The 4,763-nt window shown below is 29.8% G+C and carries 2 protein-coding genes; one reads left to right on the forward strand and one right to left on the reverse strand.

The features are described 5' to 3' along the window. Positions 1-147: 147 nt before the first annotated feature. Positions 148-3,165 carry an ankyrin repeat domain-containing protein gene (locus V6U76_RS04525; RefSeq protein ID WP_333023901.1) on the reverse strand — a complete coding sequence of 1,006 codons (3,018 nt, stop codon included), beginning with the start codon at positions 3,163-3,165 and terminating at the stop codon, positions 148-150. Positions 3,166-3,416: 251 nt separating this feature from the next. Here V6U76_RS04525 and V6U76_RS04530 point away from each other — a divergent pair, with 251 nt between their 5' ends. Further along, entirely contained in the window at positions 3,417-4,373 is a 957-nt protein-coding gene (locus V6U76_RS04530) for an SPFH domain-containing protein (RefSeq protein WP_333023903.1), read from the forward strand. Positions 4,374-4,763 lie beyond the last annotated feature (390 nt).

Below are 4,763 nucleotides of genomic sequence, written 5' to 3' on the forward strand. Positions count from 1 at the left end.
TAAAAAATTGTCAATATTTAACATATTTCATACCACAAATAATTAAACTATTATGTAGTATGTAAATAAAATATGGAATGTCAACTATTTTACATAAAAATAATAAAATCTTTGTATCTTTAAACTGACTTTTCTTCTACAATTTTACTATGCAAGGTAAAACATCTCGTTAAAGCTATTAACATCACCAAAATCCTGGTTTTGGATGAATAAATGATCATTTTTAATATAAGAATCATTATCAAGAATAATTTGTTTATCATAATTCCGTGAAGCTGGTGTAATTATATTATTATATAAAACCATCACTTGCTCACGATTATATTCTTTACTTATATGGTATTTATTAAGTATTGTATCATAAAAATTCTTCATTTCATCGTATGTAATACATAGATTTACTTTATATTTCCCTGTTTCAATAAGATTACCAATTTTTACCTTTAAGGGATGATTTATCAAATCACTAGAATCTTTTTCAGCATTCATACCTTCTATCACACTGGCTGTAACACTCTTTTCCTGATTCTCATCACTTGCTGATGATCTGTTACTTCGTATTTGATCATCTGAAGATTGTATATTCATGCTACTATCCGCTTGCATTTGTTCTGCATCTACACTTTTTTGATTAGCTAAAGATGATTTACTGCTTATTTGATCTGCAACCCATTCTTTAAATTCCTGATCATAACCTTTTATGGTAGTTAAAAAATCTTCAACTAGTTTATTAGCTTGAGGTCTATCACTATATCCATAAACAGAGAGATTTTTTAATAGATTATCAATTAAATCTGAGTGTTTATACTCGAGAAATTTTACTACTTGTTCCGCTTCTGAATAATAATATTCTCCTTGATAATCATTACGTAGTATCTCATCTGGTTTCAGAGATTTACTGTGTATTTCAGAAAGAGCTTTAATATCCTCATGATCATTTACATGTTCACCATTTTCTAAACCAGCAGTATAGTTAGCAATAGCTTCATGCATTGCTTTTGGCAAAATATAACTTAAACCAAGATTTGCAAAGTGCATTGCATGCCCTATTTCGTGCTCTAACACATACTGATCTAAATTTCCTCTGCTATCGAGGTAGACATAAACATCAGCAGCATTTCCCTTGCTTAGGTCAATCATCTTTGTATAGCCAACAGCACCATCACCTATATCTATTCCAACTTTTTTCAAGTAAGCCTTATAATCATCTCTAGTATTAAATACGTATACATTGACCTCTCTATGGTGGCCAGAAGTATTAAAAGCACTTTTAAAATCTTGCATCGCATCTTTAATACTTTTTTCTATCATACCTAGCTTGTTATTAGCCAGATCATATTTTATACTTATATCTGCTCCATCAAAAGATACAGTTTTATTATGTAAAAGATTTGACATTACACTATCCATGTATTTTACTATCTCTGTTTGTCCCTGTTGCTTAGCATAAGCAAAAGGCGTACCATCGCATGCTCTCTTAATATAGAGGTCAGCACCATTATCCATCAAACATTTAACCATATCTAAATTTCCACGCGTAATGGCCAGATGTATTGGAGTATAGTTATTAGTAAGATTTACGTCTGCACCCTCTTTTATTAAATAACTTACTACTTCTAGATGACCTTTATTGGCTTGTACATTAGCAGCAACGTGAAGAGGAGTGTCATTCCATTTATCTAAAACGTCAAGTCTGGCACCTTTCTCTACTAAAAATTTAACCATAGCTACATTTCCATCTTCAGCAGTTTTATGTAAAAGAGTTCTACCAATACTGTTTTGATGATTTACATCTGCACCTTTTTTTATTAAATACTCTGCTAATTCAGTATACTCACGTGAAATAGCCATACTAAGTGGATTATTATACTTGCCTAAATTAACACTAGCATTACCTTTCTCTATCAAAAATCTTACCATTGTTCCATCATTATTCATTACAGCATAAGAAAGCGGGGTAATCTCATGTTTATCTTGCACGTCTACATTGGCACCTTGCTCTATTAAAGATTTTACTTCGTCAAAACACTTACTAAAAACAGCCTTGTGTAGAGCAGTATAACCATGAGAATCCTTAGCATCCAAATCCGGACTCACTATTTTATGTGCTTCTTCATTTTCTTCCATAATTTCTCTTTTACTTATTCTATGTTCACTTTTAGGCTTTTCTACTGTAACTTCTTCAGATTGTTCAACATATGAACTGTGCGTGTCCATAACCATTTTATCACCTTCACCTTGAAGCTTAGACAATTTTTCAGATAATTGATCATCACTAAAATACTGATTACTAGTATTAAAATGCTTAACATGATCATCAAGATTTTCAGGCATTGAATAAAAACCACTTTCAAGATCAGAGTAAGAACTGTTATTTAGCACAAAAAATAAGTCATCATATTTAATTAGGGTATCGTAACCTCGATCATTGTAGTGCATAAATTCATCAGAAAAACCATCATCTTCATACTTTGCTATATAATATTTACTTGGCTCTAGTGCCTGCTTTTTATCATTAAGTTGTAAAATTACTTCTGAACGTCCATTTCCTATATCACTGCCTTTTATTACTTTAAATATTTCTATTTCGTTAGTATCTATGAGTTTTTTTAACTCCTCGTTCTTTTGGTCAAATTCTCTTTCTGCTTCTCTTTTTTCTCGTACTAACTTCATCTCTTCTTCAGCAATTTTATTTTGTATCTGCAAAAATATATCTTGTGTATTTAAATTACTTGTATTATTTAAAAGGCTGTTCAGTATACTTGATATAATAGGTTTTAGCTTACCATTATCATCAAAAGCTTTTTCACATTCTTTATCATATAAATAGTAAAAACCATAATCTATAGTTTTAGGATCACTAAGATCTACTGAAAACTTATAATAGTTAAGTGGAAGATTACCAGTCAGATACTTGCCGTCACTATCTTTAACATACAATTCATCTCTATTGCCAAAACCATAATTGTTATTATAGATATAAAAATTTTTTGGATCTAGATCGAAGTGATCATCAAGTTTATCAAATTGAATAATATCTCCAATTTTCTCACGTAAAAAAATTTTACTTTCGTCAGTAAGCTTTATACGTGCAGAAAAGTAGTACTGATCTATAGGTTTTCCCCTCTCCAGTTGAAAAATTAAAGTTATTTTGTTACTAACCATCAATAGCCTCCTTCAATTATGTGACATTCTTTATAAGATATATTACTAGATTTATTTATAAAATTAATTATAGAATCTATAATGTGAAAAATTTATAAACTGTGGATTAACATAAAGTGGATTAACATAAATTTGATAGCTTTAATTAAGTTAAAGGAAGTCTTATTATGTTTTCTGATTTGTACATACTGATTATCATACTGCAAAATAGACTTGGTATTACTAATGTAGACTATAGCTTCTACTATTAAGTGATAGTTAATAATTCACGTTTTACACTTTTTAAATTAAAGAATAATGATATGCAAGTATTGGATAAAAATATTAAACGAATAAAGAATGAGACTATAACACAAGATCGGAAATTAGATCAACTAAATTTGTTTTCCTGCTTTATAGTGGGAATGATGATTTTGATATTTGTATTTCTAACAGCATATGGCTTTCCTATAACTAACGTATATAAAACAATATTGATATATTTTGTGGTGGTGTGTTTGCCATTGATATTTATTATCTCGAAAAGCATTCTTATTAATCCACCCAGTGATGCAAAGATTATAGAGTTCCTTGGTTATTACATTGGTACTTATTTAGAAATAGGAATATTCTTCACGATTCCATTTTCTTGTCGATATGTAGTATCATTAAAAATCCATATCACTGACACCGGTAAAATCAAAGTCAATGATGCAGGAGGTAATCTAATTGAAATTGGAGCAATTATAATGTGGGAAGTATATAGTCCAGCAAAAGCTTATTATAATGTTCACTCTTATGAAAAATATATTGAAGTTCAGAGTAAATTAGCGATTAGAGAGTTAGCAAGTAGCTATCTATATGATAGCAATGATGGTACAGATTCTCTATGCAATGGTCACAAAAAAATTGCAAATGAGTTACAATCAATACTTGAAGTAAGATCAAACATTGCAGGAATTGAGATTAAAGATGCCAGAATATCTTACTTAGCTTATGCACCAGAAATTATCCAAGCAATGCTAAAATATAAACAAATGCAATTAATTGCTCCTACAAAAAAACGTATAGTTTACAATGCTATTAATATAGTTGAAGAAATAATTGAGCATTTTGGAAAAAATAACAAAATCCACTTAGATCCAAAGCATAAAGCCCAATTGATAAATAATTTATTGATTGCGCTTATCTCTAAGCAACATATCCAACCGATTACTGATTTAGAGTGACTTTGCATATATTATATAATAAAGATTTTAAAGAATAATTTTGACAACTTTATGGTAGAACATGCTCTAGGCTCTGTAAAAAAATTCCATGCAAGCCATATTTTACGAAGTTCAAAGATCCAATGTAAACCTAAGAACCTATTTAAAATCTTTTAATAAGGAGTAAAACAGAGAAAGCAAGAACAACGTGCTGAGTTTACGCTCGCAATTTTTCCATAATCGTCTACATTAGACCTCTTTCAAAATTGAAAAGAGCAAAAGTTAGTGTAAAGTCATAAGTTTAAAAGTAGACTTCTTGCATAACTCATATCCAGGTTCTGAATTCGAGATATCAGATTGAACCTCAAAGCAAAACGTTTTCGTCTATTTTGGTATTTATCTGCTATAACT

This window comes from Wolbachia endosymbiont of Pentidionis agamae (assembly GCF_036711655.1).
GTDB lineage: Bacteria > Pseudomonadota > Alphaproteobacteria > Rickettsiales > Anaplasmataceae > JAZHPY01.

What these genes read in the sequence shown, in the direction of transcription:
- V6U76_RS04525 (WP_333023901.1), bottom strand. Translation starts at nt 3,165, where the DNA reads ATGGTTAGTAACAAAATAACTTTAATTTTTCAACTGGAGAGGGGAAAA.